Genomic DNA, 20,353 nt, shown 5'->3' with positions numbered 1-20,353 from the left:
TCAGATCAACGCGGCGAGTTCGGGCCAGTGATGGCGCACTGCGGCGGCCTCGTCGCCGTCGGGCGCCATCAGCGAGAAGTCGGCGAAGTCGAAGCCCGGCCCGACCATGCAGGCGACCAGCGTGAAGTCGCCCGCCGAATGGCTTTCGATCGGCCGCGCGGCCTGCCACTGGCCCGCGGGCACCACGTGCTGGGGCCGCGTGCCGTGCACGTCGACCGGCCCGAGCCGCACATGGGCCGGCGCGGTGCGCAGCGCGGCATCGCAGGTCCACAGTGCCAGCGGCACGCCTTCGAGATGCACCCAGACCTCGTCGGACAGCACCCGGTGCCAGCGCGAATGCTGGCCGGCTTCGAGCAGGAAGTAGATGCTGGTGAGCGCGCTGCGGGCCGCGCGCTCGTCGGCGGGAGTCACCTGCACCGCGGAGCGGAACACCTCGCGGTACCAGCCGCCCTCGGGATGCGGCTGCAGCCCCAGCGTGTCGATGAGTTGGGTGGCGCGCTGGGTCATGGGCGGATCCTCGTTCAGGGTGTGGCCGGAAAGTGCCAGCCGGCCAGGTGCTTCAGGTCGCTGGCCTGGCCGCCGGGAATGCGCTCCGGCAGGGGCTGGGCATGCGATGGGGCCGGCACGCCGACCGCGATCCGCGTCACGCCGGTGGTCTTGCCGAGTCCGGCGACCCAGCTCTGCCAGCGCTCGCCGTTGCGGCGGTCGCGAAAGCCGATGCCGGCGATCTGCCCGGCGGTGGGCGGCGTGGGCGAGAGCAGGTCCAGGTATTCCACGCGGCCGCGCACGATGCCGCGATGGTCGGCCTTTACTTCGTGGCAGTAGGCGGCGGTCCACAGGTCCTCGCGCAGCCGCACGGCATGCACGTCGCCCGCGGCCGGTGGCCCGGGGATCGACTTGGCGCGCGCGCCGGCGGCGGGTTTGCGCCGAACCGGTTCGGCGGCCTCGGCAGGCGGTTCCTGCCTGGGGCGTTTCAGATGGCCGAACAGCCGCGCCACCAGTTGCTCGTCGAGACCATCGGCCGCGCGCCACCAGCCCAGCGGGGCCGGTGCCTCGACCTTGGTGGAAGGGCGCTGGTCGCGTTCGACGGCGGTGGTCCAGCGCGTGAAGAGGCCCGGATGCTCGGGCGTCTGCATGACGCCGAGCGTGGCCAGGGCCTCGAGCACCGTCTCGCAGCGGTAGGGATTGTTCACGCGCAACAGCTTCGCGTTCTTGAGCGCAGTGCGCGCCTTGCCGTAGCGCGTGTCGGCCGGCAGGGCGCGCAGCAGGTCGAGCAGGCGATGGAAGACCCAGATGTCGCGCGGCGTCGGTTGCGGCCAGCCTTCGGCCGAGCCCGCGGCTTCCAGCGCGAGCAGGCCTTCGATCGGTCCGCCGGTGCCCCAGCCCGCGCCCTGCAGATGGCGGAAGTAGGCGCGCAGCGTCGGATCGGCGCGCTCCTCGCGGTGGAAGCAGACACGGCAGCTGCCGCCGCCCATGGCGCCCATCGGATGCGCCGGCATCGCGAGGCCGAGGGCGGTGGCGGGCAGCACCGTGAGCCACGCCAGGTCGCTCGAGGTCATCGAGGCGACGAAGGCATCGGCCGCGCGGCGCAGGTCCACGCCGGCCGCGGCCTGCCGCAGGCGGCTCACCGCCTCGTCGTGCGGGATCGCGACGAAGCGGTTGGGCTCGAGGCCCGCGTCGACCAGCACCTGCCGCTCGGCCGCGCCGAAGGTGTCGGGAATGCGGTGGCAGTGGTTGCCGTCGGCGTCGAAGTAGCTGTTGCCGCTGTCGTAGACGCGGCGCAGCAGGCCGAGCAGCGTGTCGTCGGGTGCCGCGGCCGCCATGCGCGATCCCGCTCAGGCGATGCCGTCGCGCAGGGCCTGCAGCAGCTTGTCGTGCACGCCGCCGAAGCCGCCGTTGCTCATGCAGACGATGTGGTCGCCGGGCCGCGCCGCGGCGACCAGTTGGCCCACCAGCGTCCCGATGTCGCCAGCCACCCGGGCGCGCTCGCCCATCGGGGCCAGCGCCGCGGCCGCATCCCAGTCGAGCCCGGCCGTGTGGCAGAACGACAGGTCGGCCGACTCGAGGCTCCAGGGCAGTTGCGCCGCCATCACGCCGAGCTTCATCGTGTTGCTGCGCGGCTCGAAGGCCGCGAGGATGCGCTCGCCCTGGCGACCCGCGGCGTCGAGCTTCTGGCGCAGGCCGTCGAGCGTGGTGCGGATCGCGGTGGGATGGTGGGCGAAGTCGTCGTAGACCGTGATCGCGCCGCCCGCGCGCTCCACCGTGCCGCGCAGTTCCATGCGCCGGCGCACGTTGCGGAAGCTGCCGAGCGCGCGCGCCGCGTCGGCCGGCGCCACGCCCACGTGCTCGGCGGCCGCGATCGCGGCCAGCGCATTCATCTGGTTGTGCAGGCCCGACAGCGTCCATTCGACGCGGCCGACCTGCTCGCCCTCGTGCAGCACGTCGAAGGCGTCGTGCGTGCCGCGCGCCTCCCACTGCGCGCCCGGGCCTTCGCCGCCGAAGCGCGCGAGTTCGCTCCAGCAGCCCTGGGCCAGCACGCGCTCCAGGCTGGGCTCCGTGGCATTCACCACCAGCCGGCCGGTGGACGGCACGGTCCGTACCAGGTGATGGAACTGCCGCTCGATGGCCGCGAGGTCGTCGAAGATGTCGGCGTGGTCGAACTCGAGGTTGTTGAGGATCGCCGTGCGCGGGCGGTAGTGCACGAACTTGCTGCGCTTGTCGAAGAAGGCGGTGTCGTACTCGTCGGCCTCGATCACGAAGGCCGGTCCGTCGCCGAGCCGGGCCGAGACGCCGAAATCGAGCGGCACCCCGCCGACCAGGAAGCCCGGCGCCTTGCCCGCGCGCTCGAGCACCCAGGCCAGCATCGAAGTGGTGGTGGTCTTGCCGTGCGTGCCGGCCACCGCCATCACGTGGCGGCCCAGCAGCACGTGCTCGGCCAGCCACTGCGGGCCGCTGGTGTAGGGCTTGCCGGCGTCGAGGATGGCTTCCATCAGCGGAAACTTCGGCGTGCCGTCGGCCAGCCGGGCGCGCGACACCACGTTGCCGACCACGAACACGTCGGGGGCCAGCGCGAGCTGGTCGGCGCCGAATCCCTCGATCAGGTCGATGCCGAGTGCGCGCAACTGGTCGCTCATCGGCGGGTACACGCCGGCGTCGCAGCCCGTGACCCGGTGGCCTGCCTCGCGCGCCAGGGCGGCCAGGCCGCCCATGAACGTGCCGCAGATGCCCAGAACATGAATATGCATGGGAGGCGATTCTAGGGAGGCCGATCGTCCGGGCCCGAGGCCACGGCCTTGGCCGCGGTACTGATGTTCATCGTACGGACCATGCTCTGCGGGCAAAATGCCTCGATGGACACGTCCAAGCGCGAAATTGCTGCCTCCGCCGCCCGTCTCGTGGTCGAGGAGGGGCTCGAATACGGCCCGGCCAAGCGCCGGGCGCTGCGCGACCTGGGGCTCTCGGCGCGCACCGCGCTGCCGAACAACGACGAGGTCGAGGCCGAGGTGCGCGACTACATCGCCCTGTTCTGCGCCGACACCCAGCCCAAGGAGCTCCATGCGCTGCGGATGCTGGCCCTCGAATGGATGGAGCGCATGGCGGCGTTCCGGCCCCATGTCGGCGGTGCCGTCTGGCACGGCACGGCCACCCGGCTGTCAGACATTTATATTCAATTGTTCTGCGATGATTCGAAGTCGGCCGAGATCGCGCTGATCGACCATCACGTGGACTACGAGCCGCGCATGGTGACCGGCTTCCATGGCGAGCAGGTCGAGGCCTTGAGCGTGCATGCGCCGAGCCGGGCCCTCGGCGAGGAAATCGGCGTGCACCTGCTGGTCTACGACCTCGACGACCTGCGCGGCGCGCTCAAGCCCGACGCCCAGGGCCGTTCGCCGCGTGGTGACTTGGCGGCGCTGCGGCGGCTGATCGAAAGAGAAAAGGACAACGGATGACTTCTTCGGCCACACGACGCGGCCTGTTGTATGGCGGCGTGGCGGTGGCGGCTGCCGCGGCCGGCCTGGGCGGTGCCTGGTGGCGCCATCGTGGCAGCGGCGCGGCCGGCGAAATGCTCGGGGCCGATTTCTGGGCCCAGCGTTTCGAGCGGCCCGAAGGCGGCGAACTCGCCATGACCAGCTTGCGCGGCAAGCCGCTGCTGCTCAACTTCTGGGCCACCTGGTGCCCGCCTTGCGTGGAAGAAATGCCGATGATCGATCGCTTCTTCCGCGATCATGGTGCCAATGGCTGGCAAGTCGTGGGCTTGGCGATCGATCAGCCGAGCTCCGTGCGCAAGTTCCTGCAGCGCACGCCGGTCACCTATCCGACCGGATTGGCTGGTTTGCAGGGCACCGAACTGGTCAAGAATCTCGGCAATACCGGCGGCGGCCTGCCGTTCACGCTGGTGCTGAACGCCGATGGGTCGGTGGCGGCCCGTAAAATGGGCAAGCTCGAAGAGGCCGACCTGGAGGGTTGGCGACGTGAACTCGTTCACAGTTAGAATTAGATACACAGGTCGGCGTTAACCGCCGAAAGCCGACAATCAACGATGTTCGGCCTAGTTGTATCCTAATAACCGGAAAACCCCGGCACTGGAGTCCCATGGATCTGCGCAAACTCAAGACACTGATCGATCTGGTGTCCGAATCGAATATTTCCGAGCTGGAAATCACTGAAACCGAAGGCAAGGTCCGCATCGTCAAGGGCGGCGGCGCCGCTCCCGTTCAGTACGTGCAGACCCTGGCGGCGGCGCCCGCCGCGGCACCGGTCGCAGCGCCCGCCGGTGCTGCAGCGCCTGCCGCCGCCCCGGTGGCCGAAGCCGCTCCGGCCGGCCATGCCGTGAAGTCGCCGATGGTCGGTACCTTCTACCGCGCCGCGAGCCCGGGCGCTCCGTCCTTCGTCGAGGTCGGCAGCAAGGTCAACGAGGGCGACACGCTCTGCATCATCGAGGCGATGAAGATCCTCAACGAAATCGAGGCCGACAAGGCCGGCACGGTCACCCAGATCCTCGGAGAAAACGGTCAGGCGGTCGAATACGGCCAGCCGCTGTTCATCATCGAGTGACCATGTTCAAGAAGATCCTGGTCGCCAACCGCGGCGAGATCGCGCTGCGCATCCAGCGCGCGTGCAGCGAACTCGGCATCAAGGCCGTGATGGTCTATTCCGAGGCCGACCGCGACGCCAAGTACGTCAAGCTGGCCGAGGAGGCCGTCTGCATCGGCCCCGCGCCCTCTGCGCAGAGCTACCTCAACATGCCGGCCATCATCTCGGCGGCCGAAGTGACCGATGCCGAGGCGATCCATCCCGGCTACGGCTTCCTGAGCGAGAACGCCAACTTCGCCGAGCGCGTCGAGCAGAGCGGCTTCCAGTTCATCGGGCCGACGCCCGAGAACATCCGCACCATGGGCGACAAGGTCTCGGCCAAGCAGGCCATGATCAAGGCCGGCGTGCCCTGCGTGCCCGGTTCCGACGGCGAGCTCTCCGACGACGCCACGGCCAACAAGCGAATCGCGCGCGCCATCGGCTACCCGGTGATCATCAAGGCCGCGGGCGGCGGCGGTGGCCGCGGCATGCGCGTGGTCCATACCGAGGCCGCGCTGATCAACGCGATCCAGATGACCAAGGCGGAGGCCGCGGCGGCCTTCAACAATCCCTCGGTCTACATGGAGAAGTTCCTCCAGAACCCGCGCCACGTCGAGATCCAGGTGCTGGCCGACAAGCATCGCAACGCGGTCTACCTCGGCGAGCGCGACTGCTCGATGCAGCGCCGTCACCAGAAGGTGATCGAGGAATCGCCCGCGCCGGGCATTCCGCGCAAGCTGATCGAGAAGATCGGCGAACGCTGCGCGGCCGCCTGCAAGAAGATCGGCTACCGCGGCGCCGGCACCTTCGAGTTCCTCTACGAGAACGGCGAGTTCTACTTCATCGAGATGAACACCCGCGTGCAGGTGGAGCATCCGGTGACCGAGCTCACGACCGGCATCGACATCGTCAAGACGCAGATCATGGTGGCGGCCGGCGAGAAGCTGCCGTTCACGCAGCGCCAGATCCAGATGCACGGCCACGCGATCGAGTGCCGCATCAACGCCGAGGACGCCTGGAAGTTCACGCCGTCGCCGGGCCGCATCACGATGTGGCACCCGCCGGGTGGCCCGGGCGTGCGCGTGGATTCGCACGCGTACACCAACTACTTCGTGCCGCCCAACTACGACTCGATGATCGGCAAGATCATCGTCTTCGGCGACACCCGCGAGCAGGCCATGGCGCGCATGCGCACCGCGCTCAACGAGACCGTGATCGAAGGCATCCAGACCAACATCCCGCTGCACCGCGAGCTGATGGTCGACGCCAAGTTCATGGCCGGCGGCACCAACATCCACTACCTCGAAGAGTGGCTGGCCGCGCACAAGCGCTGAGCCGTCCCTGCCCGCCATGTTCGAACTCCGCCTGCTGGCCCCCGAGGAACGCATCGAGACCCTCGGCGACGCGCTCGATGCGCTCGACGCACTGAGCATCTCGGTCGAGGATGCCGACGCGCAGACCGACGCCGAGCAGGCGCTGTTCGGCGAACCCGGCATGCCGCCGCCCAAGGAGGGCTGGCAGCGCTCGCGCGTGATCGCGCTGTTCGCCACCGAGGAACTGGCGCGCGACGCGGGCTCGGTGCTCGCGCTGCAGGACTTCTTCGAAGGCTGCACGCTGCTGGGCATCGCCGAGCTGCAGGACCAGGACTGGGTGCGGCTCACGCAGTCGCAGTTCGCGCCGGTCGAGATCACGCCCGAGTTCTGGATCGTGCCGAGCTGGCACGAGGCGCCCGCGCAGGCGACGCAGGTGATCCGGCTCGATCCGGGCCTGGCCTTCGGCACCGGCACCCATCCCACCACGCGCATGTGCCTGCGCTGGATCGCGACCCGCGGTGCGCTCGCGGGCCAGCGCGTGCTCGACTACGGTTGCGGCTCCGGCATCCTGGCCATCGGTGCTGCGAAGTACGGTGCGGGCGAGATCGACGCGGTCGACATCGACGAGGCCGCCGTGAGTTCGACGCGCCTCAACGCCGAGGCCAACGGCGTGACGCTCGACGCGGGCCTGCCCGAAGCGGCGCAGGGTCAGTACGGCACGGTGCTCGCGAACATCCTCGCGACCCCGCTCAAGGTGCTCGCGCCGCTGCTGTGCGAGCGCGTGGCGCCCGGTGGCTCGCTGGTGCTCGCCGGCATCCTCGAGCGCCAGGCCGACGAGCTGAAGGAAGCCTACGCGCCCTATGTGGCGCTCGAAGTCAGCGACAGCGAGGACGGCTGGATCCTCATGACGGCACGCCGCTGAACGCGCTCGCGCCGGGGGCTTTCTCCGGCGCAAACGGCGCTGCCGGCATCGCGTCGCGCCGAGGGCCCAACCCTACAATCGCCCCCTCATGAGCCTCGTCACGCGTTGCCCCGCCTGCGCCACCACCTTCAAGGTGGTGCGCGACCAGCTCCGGATCTCGGACGGGTGGGTGCGTTGCGGTCGCTGCAGCCACGTGTTCGATGCGACGCTCGACCTGCAGGAGACGCCGGATGCGGCCGGCGTCGCGCCGCCGCCGATGCAGCAGATGCCGCCGGCGCCGGCTCCGATGCCGGCTGGTACGCCGGATACTCGGCCCGATGAATCGGGTGTCGCGGACGATGCGAATTCGCCCGTCCTGCCCCGCGTCGAGGAGGCCGACTTCCTCGATGACGAGGTCGGCGAGGAAGCGCCGCCGCCGCCAGGCGCCGAGCCGATGCCGCCAGTTGCGCCCGCGCCGCCCGCGCACGGCATCGTCGCCGACGAGCCCTGGTCCGACCTCGAGGTGCGCGAGCCGCAATGGCGGCCGCCGCCGAGCTCGCTGCCACCTTTTCCCGACATCGATCTCAATCTCGCCGCACCGCCATTGCCGCCGCCCTCGCCGGCACCGCCACTGCCGGCGGTGTGGACGCGCCGTTCCAACGCGCCCGCGATCCCGTCGAATGAAAAGCCCGCGGGCTTCGCGACGCTGCGCCGTTCCGGGTCCGACGAAGACAGCGACGAGGACACCGAGCTCGAGCGCGACGACGCCGATGCGCCCGAGGAAGGCGACGACAAGGACCGGCTGCAGATGCAGAAGGCGCTGCGCCGGGCGCGCGCCAGGTCGGCCAAGATCGCCGCCAGCGCCAAGGCGCGCGACGAACGCGGCGAACCGGAGGAGCGCGCGAAGAGCGATGACCCCGCGCTGCTGCCCTTCGCCTCCGTGCTCGACGCGGCGGACGAGACCGAGGAACGCGCGGCGCACCGTTTCGCCGACGAGATCGACGACGACGAAAGAGACGATCGACCGAAGTCCTTCTGGCAGCGCATCGGCAAGCGGCGCGGGCTGATCGCGCTCGCGGCGATCGCGGGCCTGCTGCTGGTCGTGCAGGTCCTGCGGCACGAGCGCGACGGCATCGTCGCGCGCCAGCCCTCGCTGCGTCCCGCGCTGGCCGCGCTGTGCCAGGCGACGGGCTGCGAGCTCGCGCCGCTGCGCCGCATCGGCGACATCGTCATCGAGGGCGCCGCCTTCGCGCGCGAGAAGAGCGGCGGCAACGACTACCGCTTCAGCTTCAACCTGCGCAGCAATGCCGCGGTGCCGCTCGCGATGCCGTCGATCGAACTGGTGCTGCTCGATACGCAGGAGCGGGCCGTCGTGCGGCGCGTGCTCGCGCCGGCGGACTATGGCGCGCCTTCGGTGCTCGCGGCACGCGGCGAACGCGTGGCCTCGCTGCCGATGACGCTGACGGTGACCGAGGCCGCGGCCCTGCCGCCGATCGCAGGCTATCGTGTCGAGGCCTTCTATCCCTAGGCGCCTGGCGAGCCGCCGGTTGCGCGCCCACGCCTTCTTTCCTTTTTTCTCACCTCAACGGATCAGCCCATGGCAGCAGTGATTTGCGGTTCCCTCGCCTTCGACACCATCATGACCTTCGAGGGCCGGTTCGCCGACCAGATCCTCCCGGACCAGTTGCACATCCTCAACGTGTCTTTCCTGGTGCCGGGCCTGCGCCGCGACTTCGGCGGCTGCGCCGGCAACATCGCCTACAGCCTCAACGCGCTCGGCGGCACGGCGCTGCCGATGGCCACGCTGGGCAGCGACGGCGCCGACTACATCGAGCGCATGCGTTCGCTGGGCATCAGCACGGAGTTCGTGCGCCAGCTCGACGACACCTTCACCGCGCAGGCGATGATCATGAACGACGCCGACAACAACCAGATCACGGCCTTCCATCCGGGCGCGATGCAGCAGGCCCACGTTACGAAGGTCGCGGCGCGCGAGGACATCCGGCTCGGCATCGTCGCGCCCGATGGGCGCGAGGCGATGCTGCAGCACGCCGAGCAGTTCGCGGCCGCCGGCATTCCCTTCGTGTTCGATCCGGGCCAGGGCCTGCCGATGTTCGACGGCGAGGCGCTCAAGCATTTCGTCGAGCTCGCGAGCTGGGTGGTGGTCAACGACTACGAGGGCAAGATGCTCTCGCAGCGCACGGGCTGGAGCCTGGCGGAGATCTCGCGGCGCGTGCAGGGCCTCGTGGTCACGCTCGCGGCCGAGGGTTGCGAGGTGTGGACGAACGGCGAGCGCGAGCACGTGCCGGGCGTGGTGCCGACCGCGGTGGTCGAGCCCACGGGCTGCGGCGATGCATGGCGCGGCGCGCTGTTGTTCGGCCTGGAAAAGGGCTGGCCGCTCGCGCAGTGCGCGGCGCTCGGCAACCAGGTCGGCGCGCTCAAGATCGCGCAACGCGGCCCGCAGAACTACCAGGTCGATCGCCAGGCACTCGGCCTGGCCTGACGAGCGACGGCGCGGCGGCGGATGCCATCGCCGCGTCGCTTCGCGATCTGCTTTGCCCAATGAAAAAGCCCGACACCTTGCGGTGCCGGGCTTGATGCCTTTTCAGGGCTGCCGAGAAAACTCAGGGCTTGCTGGCCGTCGGGAACGGCCAGGCTGCCTGGGGATTCAGCGTCGTCTGCGCAGCGGGGGCGGGCGCAGCGGCAGCCTTGGCGGGCGCCTTGGCAGCCTTCTTCGCAGCAGGCTTCTTGGCAGCAGCGGCAGGCTTGGCAGCAGGCTTCTTCGCGGCTTTCTTGGCCGCAGCCTTCTTGGCAGGGGCCTTCTTGGCGGCAGCCTTCTTCGCAGGCGCCTTCTTGGCAGCGGCCTTCTTCGCCGGTGCCTTCTTCGCTGCGGCCTTCTTGGCCGGAGCTGCCTTCTTCGCCGGCGCCTTCTTCGCGACGACCTTCTTCGCGGCTACCTTCTTGGCAGCGACCTTCTTGGCCGGAGCCTTCTTGGCAGCGACCTTCTTGGCCGGAGCCTTCTTGGCGGCGACCTTCTTGGCCGGGGCCTTCTTCGCTACGACCTTCTTGGCCGGAGCCTTCTTCGCTGCGGCTTTCTTAGCCGGTGCTTTCTTTGCAGTTGCCATTTCTGTTTTCTCCTTGATCAAGTTGAAAAAATCAACCTATTGAAGCACTCCGCGCATGTTGGTAGCGCTGGAGCGATTCATGGCGTTGGATTCCGTGCTCCAGCACCATGAACACCTGAGCCCTCGTCCATGCCGCGCTCTTCGGCGCGGTCGGTGGCAAGAGCAATTCTTGAATTCATTTATTGTTATCGAAATATTCAATCCCAGGAGAGCGCACCACCCGATTGGTATTCGATCACGCGGGTCTCGAAGAAATTGCGCTCTTTCTTCAGGTCAATCATCTCGCTCATCCACGGGAACGGATTTTCCTCGTTCGGGAAGAGCGTTTCGAGGCCGATCTGCTGCGCGCGCCGGTTGGCGATGTAGCGCAGATAGCCCTTGAACATGGAGGCGTTCATGCCGAGCACGCCACGGGGCATGGTGTCTTCGGCGTACTTGTATTCGAGCTCGACGGCGCGCATGAACAGCGCCTTGATCTCGGCCTTGAACTCTGCCGTCCAGAGGCCGGGGTTCTCGAGCTTGAGCTGGTTGATCAGGTCGATGCCGAAGTTGCAGTGCATCGACTCGTCGCGCAGGATGTACTGGTACTGCTCGGCGGCGCCGGTCATCTTGTTCTGGCGGCCCAGCGCGAGGATCTGCGTAAAGCCGACGTAGAAGAAGAGGCCTTCCATCAAGCAGGCGAACACGATCAGCGACTTGAGCAGCGTCTGGTCGGTCTCGTGCGTGCCGGTCTTGAAGTTCGGGTCGCTGATCGCGTCGATGAACGGAATCAGGAACTGGTCCTTCTCGCGGATCGACGGCACCTCGTTGTAGGCGTTGAAGATCTCGCTCTCGTCCAGGCCCAGCGACTCGACGATGTACTGGTAGGCGTGCGTGTGGATCGCTTCCTCGAAGGCCTGGCGCAGCAGGAACTGGCGGCATTCGGGGGCCGTGATGTGGCGGTAGGTGCCCAGCACGATGTTGTTGGCGGCCAGCGAGTCGGCGGTGACGAAGAAGCCGAGGTTGCGCTTGACGATGCGGCGCTCGTCTTCGGTCAGGCCGTTCGGGTCTTTCCACAGCGCGATGTCGCGCGTCATGTTCACTTCCTGCGGCATCCAGTGGTTGGCGCAGGTGGCGAGGTACTTTTCCCACGCCCACTTGTACTTGAACGGGACCAGCTGGTTGACGTCGGTCTCGCCGTTGATGATGCGCTTGTCGGCGGCCCTGACGCGGCGCGTTTCAGCCGGAGCGCTGGCGCCGGCGGATGCGGGCGCGGCCTGGCGGGCAGGCTGCTGCACGGGTTGCAGCGAAGGTTGTGCCATCGATGAAGCCGACACATCCGCACGGCCGGCGGCGACGCCGGTCGATGCGTGATGCTGCAAACCTTGTTGCATGTCCTTTGGCAAGGAGGGCTTGACTTCTTCGTCCCAGGTCAACATAGAAAAATCCAATGCTCAAATTATCCGAGCAACGATGTGAGTTGCAAAGTGCTCGTTCACATCGCACTCCATTTATGTGGTTGTTATGTTGCTCGCATGCATCGCGCGATGTCGGTCAATGCCTTCAACCGGCCTCCGTCATCGCACGACATCGCATGCGCCTCACGCTTCGTCGCGCAGCGCACCGCGCTGTGTTCGCGGTGCGCTGCGTGCATCACTGGCAGGCTTCGCAGGTCGGATCGTCGACGCCGCAGAAGGCGATGTCGGTCGCGGGGATCGCGCTCATCTGTGCCTTCGCCGCGGCGGCCGCGGCCTCGAGTGCGCTCATGCCCGACGGTGCGTCGCTGCCCGAGGACACCGCGTTGAGGCGGCCCGACTGCACCGTCGACTTCTCGGCGTGCGTCGCGCTCTGCGTGCGCAGGTAGTAGGTGGTCTTCAGGCCGCGCAGCCATGCGAGCTTGTAGGTGTCGTCGAGCTTCTTGCCCGAGGCGCCGGCCATGTAGATGTTCAGCGACTGCGCCTGGTCGATCCACTTCTGGCGGCGCGCGGCGGCTTCCACCAGCCACGTCGTCTCGACTTCGAACGCGGTGGCGTAGAGCGCCTTCACGTCCTGCGGCACGCGGTCGATGGGACGCAGCGAGCCGTCGAAGTGCTTCAGGTCCATCACCATCACGTCGTCCCACAGGCCCAGGCGCTTGAGGTCGCGCACCAGGTAGTGGTTGATCACGGTGAATTCGCCCGACAGGTTCGACTTGACCGAGAGGTTGCCGAAGCACGGTTCGATCGAGGCGTCCACGCCGATGATGTTCGAGATGGTCGCGGTCGGGGCGATGGCCACGCAGTTCGAATTGCGCATGCCGTCGGCCTTGATCTTGGCGCGCAGCGCGTCCCAGTCGAGCGTGGCCGAGCGGTCGACCTCGACGTAGCCGCCGCGTGCCTTCTCGAGCAGGTCGAGCGAGTCGATCGGCAGGATGCCCTTGTCCCACAGCGAGCCCTTGTAGCTCGAGTACTTGCCGCGTTCGCGCGCCAGCTCGGTCGAGGCCCAGTAGGCGTGGTAGCAGATCGCTTCCATCGATTCGTCGGCGAATTGCACGGCTTCCTGCGAGGCGTAAGGAATACGCAGGTCGTACAGCGCGTCCTGGAAGCCCATCAGGCCCAGGCCGACCGGACGGTGGCGCAGGTTCGAGTCGCGCGCCTTCTTCACGGCGTAGTAGTTGATGTCGATCACGTTGTCGAGCATGCGCATCGCGGTCGAGATCGTTTTCTTGAGCTTCTCCTGGTCGACCTTGCCGTCCTTCAGATGCTGCAGCAGGTTGACCGAGCCGAGGTTGCAGACCGCGGTTTCGGTGTCGCTGGTGTTCAGCGTGATCTCGGTGCAGAGGTTCGACGAGTGCACCACGCCGGCGTGCTGCTGCGGCGAGCGCACGTTGCAGGCGTCCTTGAACGTGATCCAGGGATGGCCGGTCTCGAACAGCATCGTGAGCATCTTGCGCCACAGGTCGGTGGCCTGCACGGTGCGGCTGGGCTTGATCTCGCCGCGCGCGGCCTTCTCTTCGTAGGCGACGTAGGCCTTCTCGAAGTCGGCGCCGAACAGGTCGTGCAGGTCGGGCACGTTCGAGGGCGAGAACAGCGTCCACGAACCCTTTTCCATCACGCGGCGCATGAACAGGTCGGGGATCCAGTTGGCGGTGTTCATGTCGTGCGTGCGGCGGCGGTCGTCGCCGGTGTTCTTGCGCAGCTCCAGGAACTCCTCGATGTCGAGGTGCCAGGTCTCGAGGTACGTGCAGACGGCGCCCTTGCGCTTGCCGCCCTGGTTCACGGCCACGGCGGTGTCGTTCACCACCTTGAGGAAGGGCACCACGCCCTGCGATTCGCCGTTCGTGCCCTTGATGTGGCTGCCGAGCGCGCGCACGCGGGTCCAGTCGTTGCCCAGGCCGCCCGCGAACTTCGAGAGCAGCGCGTTTTCCTTGATCGACTCGTAGATGCCGTCGAGGTCGTCGGGCACGGTGGTCAGGTAGCAGCTCGACAGCTGCGAGCGCAGCGTGCCGCTGTTGAACAGCGTCGGCGTGCTCGACATGAAGTCGAAGGACGACAGCACTTCGTAGAACTCGATGGCGCGGGCTTCGCGGTCGATCTCGTTGAGCGCCAGGCCCATCGAGACGCGCATGAAGAAGGCCTGCGGCAGCTCGATGCGGTTCTTGCGCACGTGCAGGAAGTAGCGGTCGTACAGGGTCTGCAGGCCGAGGTAGTCGAACTGGTTGTCGCGCTCGGCCTTCAGCGCCGCGCCCAGGCGGGGCAGGTCGTACTGCAGCAGCTTCTCGTCGAGCAGCTCGTTCTCGACGCCCTTCTTGATGAACGAGGGGAAGTAGTCGGCGTAGGCGGTGGCGCGGTCGGCGGGCATGACTTCGCGGCCGACGATCTCCTTGAAGATCGTGTGCAGCAGCAGCCGTGCGGTGGCGAAGGTGTAGTCGGGATCCTTCTCGATCAGCGTGCGGGCCGCGAGGATCGAGGCCTTGTAGACCTCGTCGAGCGGCACGCCGTCGTACAGGTTGCGCATGGTCTCGGCCACGATCGGCGCGGCCGTGATGCTGTCGCCCAGGCCCTGGCAGGCCGATTCGATCAGGCCCTTGAGTTCGCTGACGTCGAGCGCGACGCGTTCGCCTCGGTCCAGCACGTGCAGCGCGGGGGCCGCGATCTGGGCTTCCTGCTCGCCCTGCTTCGCGCGTTCCTGGGTGCGGCGCTCGCGGTAGAGCACATAGGCGCGCGCCACTTCCTGGTGGCCGCCGCGCATCAGGCCCAGTTCGACCTGGTCCTGCACGTCCTCGATGTGGAAGGTGCCGCCGCCCGGACGCGAGCGCACCAGCGCCTTCACGACGGCCTGGGTCAGCGCGTCGACGGTCTCGCGCACGCTGGCCGAGGCCGCACCCTGGGTGCCGTGCACGGCCAGGAAGGCCTTCATCATCGCGATCGCGATCTTGTTCGGCTCGAACGGGACCACGGCGCCGTTGCGGCGGATGATCTGGTAGTGCGCGAGGTTCTGTCCGGTGGGCGAACCGGCGGTGTCGCGGGGGGACTGGGGCGGCGTGGAGGGGATGGCACGCGCGGCGGTGGGTGTGTTCAGTGCTGTTTGCATTCGCTTCCTCTCGGTTGGCAAAATTCTTGTTGGATGAGCGGCGCTGCTGGGGCCGCTTCGTCGGCGCTGAGGCCGGCCGGGAGACACTATATCTAGGGTGCAGGGGGTGTACAACCCACTAGATGTAGCGTTTTCCTTCAGCCTTCAAGAGGGAGAGGAAAACAGTTTTCGTGATTCGCGGCCATCTTTGCCGCATGAACACTGGCTCATCCTCTCGCAACCCGCGCCCCATGCGGCTTCCGAGCCGATTTGGGCCTGCAAGGCGCATGGTTGCTACGCATCGCGTTTGCGAATGGAGCGATTGCTGCACCGCGATTCCAGCGCATCGCACGGCGCGCATCGATTGAAAAAATTAGCGGTCCACCACCTGCGAGGGAAACATGTGTGGACCCCAGCCGAGGTGATCGCGCAGCCGGTGCCAGTCGAAGCCGGCGCCGGGATCCTGCTTGCGGCCCGGTGCGATGTGCTCGTGGCCCGCGATGTGCGCGATCGGATAGTGCTGCGCGATCGCCGCGGCGAGGCTCGCGAGCGTCTCGTACTGCGCGTCCTCGAACGGCCCGCCCTCGAGGCCCTCGAGCTCGATGCCGATCGAGTCGTCGTTGCAGTTGTCCCGGCCGCGCCACGACGACAAGCCCGCATGCCATGCGCGGTCGTCGCCGCTCACGAACTGCCAGAGCTCGCCGTTGCGGCGCACGTAGAAATGCGAGGACACCTCGAGCCCGCGAATGCTTTCGAAGTAAGGATGCGCGTCCCAGTCGAGCCGGTTGGTGAACAGTTGCTGCACCGCGTCGCCGCCGTACTCGCCGGGCGGCAGGCTGATCGAATGCAGCACCACGAGGTCGATGCGCGCGCGCGCAGCCGCGGGGCGCGGCCCGAAGTTGGGCGAGGGCAGCGCCTTCGCGAAGCGGTACCAGCCGTCGCGCCAGAGCGCATCGTCCTTGGGGCCGAGCGCGCCGTCTTCAGTCGTCGACATGGCTGCTCGCGCCATCGTCGCCGTTGGGCGTGCTGATGCCCAGGCGCGCGATGCGGTAGCGGATCTGGCGCAGGCTCATGCCCAGGCGCGCGGCCGCGGCCGTGCGGTTGAAGCCGCTCTCGTGCAGCGCGCGCACGAGGATCTCGCGCTCCTGCTGATCGAGGTAGGCCTGCAGGTCGGAGGGCAGCGGCGTGGGTACCACGGGGCGCGGCGCGGGCGGGGGCGCGGCCACGACGGGCTTCGCTTCGAAAGCCTCGGGTGGAGAGGTTGCCGCGGTCGTCGCGGCCGCTGCGGCGTGCGGCGCGGCGGGTCCGGGAGCGGCCGCCATCCAGCCGCCGCTGCCCGCGCCATCCATCAGGTCGAGCTGCAGTTCGTCGCCGTCGTACAGCGCGACCGCGCGGTGCAGCAGGTTCTCGAGCTCGCGCACGTTGCCATGCAGCGGATGCTGCGCGAGCTGCCGCAGCAGTGCGTCCGACAGGCGCGGCGCGGGCAGCCCGCCGTCCTGCGCGATGCGCGCGAGCAGCGCGACGCACAGCGCGGGCAGGTCCTCGCGGCGCTCGCGCAGCGCGGGCACCGCGATCTCGATCACGTTGAGCCGGTAGAACAGGTCCTGCCGGAAGCGGCCGGCCTGCACCTCGGCGTGCAGATCCTTGTGGGTCGCGCTCACGATGCGCACGTCGACTGCGTCCTCCTGCGTGGAGCCGATCGGCCGCACGCTGCGTTCCTGGATCGCGCGCAGCAGCTTCGACTGCATCGCCAGCGGCAGGTCGCCGATCTCGTCGAGGAACAGCGTGCCGCCGCGCGCGGCCTGGAAGTAGCCGTCGCGGTCCTGCGCCGAGCCGGTGTAGGAGCCCTTGCGCGCGCCGAAGAATTCGGCCTCGAGCAGGTTCTCGGGAATCGCGCCGCAGTTCACCGCGACGAAGGGGCCTTCGCTGCGCTGGCTGCAGGCATGGACCGCGCGCGCCACCAGTTCCTTGCCGGTGCCCGATTCGCCGCGCACCAGCACCGGCGCCATGCCGCGCGCGACCTTGGCGATGCGCGACTTCACGAGCCGCATCGGTTCCGAATCGCCGACCAGCCGTTCGAGCGCGGAAGCGCCCGCGCTGCCCGCTGCCGCCAGTGCCGAAGCGCCGTCGCCGGCATCCGCAGCCTTGGCCGAACGTAGGGCGGCCTGAGCGACCGGCTGCTGTTGCTGCGCCTGCACCGCGGAGGCAACGACCGCGCGGAACTGCTTGAGGTCGACCGGCTTGGTGAGGTAGTCGAAGGCGCCGGCCTTCAGCGCCTCGACCGCGTTCTCGGCCGAACCGTAGGCGGTCATCACGACGCAGCGCTCGCTGCGCTGGTTCTTCTGGATGCGCTGGATGATCTCCATGCCCTGGCCGTCGGGCAGCCGCATGTCGGTGATCACGGCGTCGAAGCGCGTGGCCTCGAGGTGCTGCCAGGCTTCGGAGACGCTGCCCGCGGCCTCGACCCGGTAGCCTTCGCGCAGCAGCGTGAGTTCGTAGAGCGTGCGAAGGTCGGGTTCGTCGTCGATGACGAGGATCTGCGCGGGACGCTGGGAGGGCGGATGGGAGCTGCTCACGCCGCTATTGTGTCAGCCGGTTTTCGCTCGCGGCGAAGCCGACGAAGAATTCGTTGCCCTCGGGCGCCTCGCCCGCCAGCGCGCGCCGCTCGTAGCCGATGGTCGCGCCATGGCGCCGGCACAGCTCGCGGCACAGGAACAGTCCGAGTCCGCTCGAGCGGCTTTCCGACGAGAAGAAGGGTTCGAACAGGTGGCGCTGCACCGCGGGCTCGAGCGGTGCGCCGTCGCTCCAGACCTGCAAGGTCGGCCGGCCCGGGCTGCCCGCGCGCTGCAGCGTGGTCACGACCTGGATCGCGCCCTCGCGCAGGCTCGCGTAGCGCGCCGCGTTGTCGAGCAGGTTCACCAGCAGGCGGCGCAGATGCTCGACGTCGAAGCGCACCTCGACGCCCGGCGCGTCGAGCGCGAGGGTCACGCCTTGGCGCCGGGTCTGGCGCATCCACTCCTCGGTCAGTGCCTGCACCGTGGGGTCGAGTACCACCTGCTCGCCGAGCGACAGCACGCGCTGCTGGCGCGCGCGCGAGACGTCGAGCACGTCGTCGACGATGCGCGCGAGGCGCTGTGCGTTGTGCTGCACCATGTGCGTGAGCTGGCGGTGCGCGGGGTCGGTCAGGTCCTCGTTGAGCAGCGCGCTGGCCTGCGTGATGGCCGCCAGCGGGTTGCGGATCTCGTGCGCCACCGCGGCCGACATGCGGCCCATGGCGGCCAGCTTCTCGGTGCGGATGCGGGCCTCGAGCTCGCGCAGGTCCTGCAGGAACATCACGCACAGGCTGCCCATGCGGCGGTCGCTCGAGGGCGTGAGGCGGGTGCGCACGCGCACCTCGCGCGCCGCCCCGCGCGCCTGCGCGACCGGGATCTCCTCGGACTGCGGCTCGCGGCGCGCATAGGTCTGGCGCGCCAGCGCGGCCAGCGCATGCCAGGCCGGCTGGGCGTGCAGCGGAAAGGGCAGCCGCAGCTGGCCCAGGCCCTGGCCCAGGATCGCGTCGGCCGCCGGATTGGCCGCGTGCACCAGGCCCTCGGCATCGATCACCAGCACGCCTTCGCTCAGCGTTTCGATCACCAGGTCGTTGACCTGCGCCTGCATCTGCGCGCTGCTGCGGTTGTGCTGGGACACCGCTTCCTCGCGCGCCAGCCGCCGCGCGAGCTCGTGCGCCAGCAGCGCCACCACGAACAGCCCGGTGCCGGTCAGTGCCGCCTGCACGAAGCGCGCGGGCGAGTCGCCGGGCTGCTGGGCCCAGTGCCAGGCGGCATCGGCCAGCAGCAGCAGCGTGACGCCGGCGGTGGTGCCCATGCTCACCATCACCGTGCCGAGCACCGCGCTCATGAGCACCGGCAGCGCGAACAGCGGCGTGTAGTTGATGTTGCCGCCCTGCGTGACCTGCAGCGCCGCGAAGACCGCGAGGTCGATGCCGGTGCTCAGCATCCAGGTGGCGCCGAAACCGCGCATCGGCGGCTCGAAATGCACGTAGCGCGCGCCCAGCGCGGTCGCCGCGAGGTAGCTCGCCGACAGCGCCACCGCCACCGGCTGCATGGTCTGGCCGAGCGCGAAGCTCACGCCCTGCAGCAGCACCAGCACCAGCGCGACGAAGCAGCGCGCGCCCATGAAGCCGCGCCACAGCCGCAGCAGCGCGGCGCTCTCGCGCGCGCCGGGTTCCAGCACGTCCCAGTCGGTGACCGGTTCGCCGCTGGCCCAGAGGGAGGAGCTACTGCCCATCGCTGCGACGAAGCCGGCGCGGCGCCGTTCAGGCGCGCTCGGCGAGCTGCCGGTGCGCGGCGCTGCAGAAGGGGGTGCCGTCGGCGCCGCGCACCGCGTCGCTCGCGGGCAGGTGCAGGCCGCAATGCGCGCAGCGCACCATCGCCTGCGGCGCGCCCACCGCGGGCGGCGCGGCGGGACGCGGCGCGCGGGCGGCGCGCTCCTGCATTTCTTCGCGGCGGTTCTTGCGCCAGAGCCAGATCGCGACCCAGACCACCGCGAGGACGAGAAGGTATTTCATCGAATGTTTTCAGACGGGCGGACGCGCCAGCACCACTTCGAGCACGAAGCGCGAGCCCACGTAGGCCAGCAGCAGCAGCGCCGAGCCCGCGTAGAGCACGCGCCGCGCGGTGCGCCCGCGCCAGCCGAAGCGCGCGCGGCCGATCAGCAGCACCGCGAAGCTGATCCAGGCCAGTACCGAGAAGGCCGACTTGTGGTCCCACTTCCAGGCCCGGCCCGCGGCGCCGTAGAGCTGCTCGCTGAACAGCAGTCCGGCCAGCAGCGTGGCCGACAGCAGCACGAAGCCGGCCGTCACGAAGCGGAAGGTCAGGCGCTCGAGCGTCAGCAGCGGCACGCCGCCCTGCGGCTCGGTGGCCAGGCGGATCTGCTTTTCGGCGCGGGTCGTGAGCCAGGCGTGCACCACCGCGGCGGCGAACAGGCCATACGAGGCGATGCCCAGCGCCAGGTGCAGCGGCAGCCAGGGCGAAGCCGACACGTGCAGCGGCGTGCCGGGAAAGAGGATCGCCAGCAGCACCGCCGCCGCGCCGAGCCAGGCCAGCGCGCGGCGCACCCGCAGTTGCGGGTACATGCGGCTTTCGACCGCGTAGACGGAGAGCACCAGCCAGGCCGTGACCGAGAGCGCGGGCGCGAAGCCGAAGCGGGGTTCGTGGCCGACCATGCCGTGGCCGAGCGCCGCGGCATGCAGCAGCCAGGCCAGGCCGAGCGCCCACTGGGTGGCCTGCCGGCTCAGCCGGGCGCCTGCGGCGGCGGCAAAACCGTAGGCGGCCGCGGCGGCGATGCCCAGCGCCACGCCGAGTGGGGAGGGGATCGCTAAAATCATCGATCGGAGTTTAGCCGCTCACCCT

General features: G+C 68.9%; 18 protein-coding genes. 7 read left to right on the top strand and 11 right to left on the bottom strand.

Annotated elements, in window-relative coordinates:
* From KV106_RS17280 to mpl, 3 genes are read right to left on the bottom strand one after another with little or no spacing between them, the layout of a single operon-like run.
* Window positions 1-507, bottom strand: coding sequence for a cupin domain-containing protein (locus KV106_RS17280; RefSeq protein ID WP_093353427.1), 507 nt, complete (start codon window positions 505-507; stop codon window positions 1-3).
* A 14-nt stretch (window positions 508-521) separates the two neighbouring features.
* Window positions 522-1,823: a hypothetical protein gene (locus KV106_RS17275; protein WP_261211307.1), complete on the bottom strand. Its 1,302-nt coding sequence runs from the start codon at window positions 1,821-1,823 to the stop codon at window positions 522-524.
* Between the two features lie 12 nt (window positions 1,824-1,835).
* Window positions 1,836-3,245 (bottom strand): UDP-N-acetylmuramate:L-alanyl-gamma-D-glutamyl-meso-diaminopimelate ligase, encoded by a 1,410-nt coding sequence (mpl, locus tag KV106_RS17270; protein ID WP_261211305.1) that lies wholly within the window; start codon window positions 3,243-3,245, stop codon window positions 1,836-1,838.
* A gap of 105 nt (window positions 3,246-3,350) precedes the next feature.
* Here mpl and KV106_RS17265 point away from each other — a divergent pair, with 105 nt between their 5' ends.
* The 7 genes from KV106_RS17265 to KV106_RS17235 all read left to right on the top strand — a co-directional run bounded on the left by KV106_RS17265 (window position 3,351) and on the right by KV106_RS17235 (window position 9,790).
* Window positions 3,351-3,950 carry a hypothetical protein gene (locus tag KV106_RS17265; protein WP_057591151.1) on the top strand — a complete coding sequence of 200 codons (600 nt, stop codon included), beginning with the start codon at window positions 3,351-3,353 and terminating at the stop codon, window positions 3,948-3,950.
* A complete protein-coding gene (locus KV106_RS17260; RefSeq protein WP_261211303.1) occupies window positions 3,947-4,492 on the top strand; it encodes a TlpA family protein disulfide reductase in 546 nt (181 codons plus the stop codon). Before KV106_RS17265 ends, KV106_RS17260 begins: the two co-directional genes overlap by 4 nt.
* A gap of 101 nt (window positions 4,493-4,593) precedes the next feature.
* On the top strand, window positions 4,594-5,055 hold the full coding sequence (accB, locus tag KV106_RS17255; RefSeq protein WP_057591148.1) for an acetyl-CoA carboxylase biotin carboxyl carrier protein: 462 nt from the start codon (window positions 4,594-4,596) through the stop codon (window positions 5,053-5,055).
* A gap of 2 nt (window positions 5,056-5,057) precedes the next feature.
* The gene (gene accC, locus KV106_RS17250) at window positions 5,058-6,407 is read left to right on the top strand and encodes an acetyl-CoA carboxylase biotin carboxylase subunit (RefSeq protein ID WP_057591146.1); all 1,350 of its coding nucleotides are present in this window, start codon (window positions 5,058-5,060) and stop codon (window positions 6,405-6,407) included.
* Window positions 6,408-6,423: 16 nt separating this feature from the next.
* Entirely contained in the window at window positions 6,424-7,308 is an 885-nt protein-coding gene (gene prmA / locus KV106_RS17245; RefSeq protein ID WP_057591145.1) for a 50S ribosomal protein L11 methyltransferase, read from the top strand.
* A gap of 88 nt (window positions 7,309-7,396) precedes the next feature.
* Window positions 7,397-8,815 carry a zinc-ribbon and DUF3426 domain-containing protein gene (locus KV106_RS17240; protein ID WP_261211298.1) on the top strand — a complete coding sequence of 473 codons (1,419 nt, stop codon included), beginning with the start codon at window positions 7,397-7,399 and terminating at the stop codon, window positions 8,813-8,815.
* Between the two features lie 69 nt (window positions 8,816-8,884).
* Entirely contained in the window at window positions 8,885-9,790 is a 906-nt protein-coding gene (locus KV106_RS17235) for a carbohydrate kinase family protein (RefSeq protein ID WP_261211296.1), read from the top strand.
* Window positions 9,791-9,911: 121 nt separating this feature from the next.
* Here KV106_RS17235 and KV106_RS17230 read toward each other — a convergent pair whose 3' ends face one another.
* The 8 genes from KV106_RS17230 to KV106_RS17195 form a co-directional block, all read right to left on the bottom strand.
* Window positions 9,912-10,412 carry a histone H1-like DNA-binding protein gene (locus KV106_RS17230; protein WP_082321630.1) on the bottom strand — a complete coding sequence of 167 codons (501 nt, stop codon included), beginning with the start codon at window positions 10,410-10,412 and terminating at the stop codon, window positions 9,912-9,914.
* Window positions 10,413-10,609: 197 nt separating this feature from the next.
* Window positions 10,610-11,830, bottom strand: a complete 1,221-nt coding sequence (locus KV106_RS17225; protein WP_057591138.1) for a ribonucleotide-diphosphate reductase subunit beta — start codon at window positions 11,828-11,830, stop codon at window positions 10,610-10,612.
* Window positions 11,831-12,044: 214 nt separating this feature from the next.
* The gene (locus KV106_RS17220; RefSeq protein ID WP_057591137.1) at window positions 12,045-14,963 is read right to left on the bottom strand and encodes a ribonucleoside-diphosphate reductase subunit alpha; all 2,919 of its coding nucleotides are present in this window, start codon (window positions 14,961-14,963) and stop codon (window positions 12,045-12,047) included.
* 352 nt (window positions 14,964-15,315) lie between these two features.
* The gene (gene ampD / locus KV106_RS17215; protein ID WP_261211293.1) at window positions 15,316-15,936 is read right to left on the bottom strand and encodes a 1,6-anhydro-N-acetylmuramyl-L-alanine amidase AmpD; all 621 of its coding nucleotides are present in this window, start codon (window positions 15,934-15,936) and stop codon (window positions 15,316-15,318) included.
* Complete coding sequence (locus KV106_RS17210) at window positions 15,923-17,518, bottom strand: sigma-54-dependent transcriptional regulator (RefSeq protein WP_261211292.1); 1,596 nt, start codon at window positions 17,516-17,518, stop codon at window positions 15,923-15,925. The genes ampD and KV106_RS17210 overlap by 14 nt, the downstream gene beginning before the upstream one ends.
* A gap of 4 nt (window positions 17,519-17,522) precedes the next feature.
* Window positions 17,523-19,229, bottom strand: a complete 1,707-nt coding sequence (locus tag KV106_RS17205) for a two-component system sensor histidine kinase NtrB (protein ID WP_261211291.1) — start codon at window positions 19,227-19,229, stop codon at window positions 17,523-17,525.
* A gap of 28 nt (window positions 19,230-19,257) precedes the next feature.
* Complete coding sequence (locus tag KV106_RS17200; RefSeq protein ID WP_261211288.1) at window positions 19,258-19,509, bottom strand: PP0621 family protein; 252 nt, start codon at window positions 19,507-19,509, stop codon at window positions 19,258-19,260.
* 9 nt (window positions 19,510-19,518) lie between these two features.
* The gene (locus KV106_RS17195) at window positions 19,519-20,328 is read right to left on the bottom strand and encodes a cytochrome C assembly family protein (protein ID WP_261211286.1); all 810 of its coding nucleotides are present in this window, start codon (window positions 20,326-20,328) and stop codon (window positions 19,519-19,521) included.
* Window positions 20,329-20,353: the final 25 nt, after the last annotated feature.

The organism is Variovorax endophyticus (assembly GCF_025376855.1).
In the GTDB taxonomy this organism is placed as follows: domain Bacteria; phylum Pseudomonadota; class Gammaproteobacteria; order Burkholderiales; family Burkholderiaceae_C; genus Variovorax.
Note: the sequence above shows the minus strand (reverse complement) of the source record. Positions and strands in the feature narration are given on the sequence as shown.

Coding starts and splice junctions, on each gene's coding strand:
- KV106_RS17225 (WP_057591138.1), bottom strand. CDS start 11,830: ATGTTGACCTGGGACGAAGAAGTCAAGCCCTCCTTGCCAAAGGACATG.
- KV106_RS17260 (WP_261211303.1), top strand. CDS start 3,947: ATGACTTCTTCGGCCACACGACGCGGCCTGTTGTATGGCGGCGTGGCG.
- KV106_RS17205 (WP_261211291.1), bottom strand. CDS start 19,229: ATGGGCAGTAGCTCCTCCCTCTGGGCCAGCGGCGAACCGGTCACCGAC.
- accB (WP_057591148.1), top strand. CDS start 4,594: ATGGATCTGCGCAAACTCAAGACACTGATCGATCTGGTGTCCGAATCG.
- KV106_RS17240 (WP_261211298.1), top strand. CDS start 7,397: ATGAGCCTCGTCACGCGTTGCCCCGCCTGCGCCACCACCTTCAAGGTG.
- KV106_RS17280 (WP_093353427.1), bottom strand. CDS start 507: ATGACCCAGCGCGCCACCCAACTCATCGACACGCTGGGGCTGCAGCCG.
- KV106_RS17220 (WP_057591137.1), bottom strand. CDS start 14,963: ATGCAAACAGCACTGAACACACCCACCGCCGCGCGTGCCATCCCCTCC.
- KV106_RS17230 (WP_082321630.1), bottom strand. CDS start 10,412: ATGGCAACTGCAAAGAAAGCACCGGCTAAGAAAGCCGCAGCGAAGAAG.
- KV106_RS17195 (WP_261211286.1), bottom strand. CDS start 20,328: ATGATTTTAGCGATCCCCTCCCCACTCGGCGTGGCGCTGGGCATCGCC.
- prmA (WP_057591145.1), top strand. CDS start 6,424: ATGTTCGAACTCCGCCTGCTGGCCCCCGAGGAACGCATCGAGACCCTC.
- KV106_RS17275 (WP_261211307.1), bottom strand. CDS start 1,823: ATGGCGGCCGCGGCACCCGACGACACGCTGCTCGGCCTGCTGCGCCGC.
- KV106_RS17200 (WP_261211288.1), bottom strand. CDS start 19,509: ATGAAATACCTTCTCGTCCTCGCGGTGGTCTGGGTCGCGATCTGGCTC.
- accC (WP_057591146.1), top strand. CDS start 5,058: ATGTTCAAGAAGATCCTGGTCGCCAACCGCGGCGAGATCGCGCTGCGC.
- ampD (WP_261211293.1), bottom strand. CDS start 15,936: ATGTCGACGACTGAAGACGGCGCGCTCGGCCCCAAGGACGATGCGCTC.
- KV106_RS17235 (WP_261211296.1), top strand. CDS start 8,885: ATGGCAGCAGTGATTTGCGGTTCCCTCGCCTTCGACACCATCATGACC.
- mpl (WP_261211305.1), bottom strand. CDS start 3,245: ATGCATATTCATGTTCTGGGCATCTGCGGCACGTTCATGGGCGGCCTG.
- KV106_RS17265 (WP_057591151.1), top strand. CDS start 3,351: ATGGACACGTCCAAGCGCGAAATTGCTGCCTCCGCCGCCCGTCTCGTG.